The organism is Pseudoalteromonas sp. c7(2019) (genome assembly GCF_011378625.1).
Classification (GTDB): domain Bacteria; phylum Pseudomonadota; class Gammaproteobacteria; order Enterobacterales; family Alteromonadaceae; genus Pseudoalteromonas; species Pseudoalteromonas arctica.
Genome location: NZ_WTKS01000076.1, coordinates 1 through 476, shown reverse-complemented (window position 1 = coordinate 476; position 476 = coordinate 1). Strand labels below are relative to the sequence as shown.

Below are 476 nucleotides of genomic sequence, written 5' to 3'. Positions count from 1 at the left end.
TTCATATATGGTCTCCTCCAGTATTGCAAGGTGTCATTCAACGATAGCAGGGACAGGTTTGCTGTCATATATACGGTCTTTTAGTGAAGGTTATTACTTCTGACCTTGATGTAATCCGCGCATATTGTCCTGATCAGGTTATCGGTATTTACTACCACTGAACTCTATAGGTTTTCAATATGCAGGTTTGACCTGTTATGTCATCGTTTTAGCCACTTACGCAATTCTTTGAAGAGTATTTATACGGGTGAGTAACTCTCACCTGAAGCGCTAATAGCCCAAGCCATTCTCGCCATCTTGTTGGCATAAGCTACACATGCTCGATTATGCCCTCGAGTTTGAACCAGTCGGTTTATCCATTGACTTAATTTATCATTCTTCGTTTTTGCTCTTGAGACAACAGCTTTTGCTCCTTGGATCAACAGGCACCTTAAGTAGCTATTTCCTCGCTTACTTATCCCAAGTAAAGTATCTTT

Annotated in this window: 1 protein-coding gene; it reads right to left on the bottom strand. The window is 40.8% G+C overall.

The features are described 5' to 3' along the window. Positions 1-239: 239 nt before the first annotated feature. The coding region (locus tag GQR38_RS20075; RefSeq protein WP_165738038.1) for a transposase at positions 240-476 on the bottom strand (237 nt) is incomplete at its 5' end.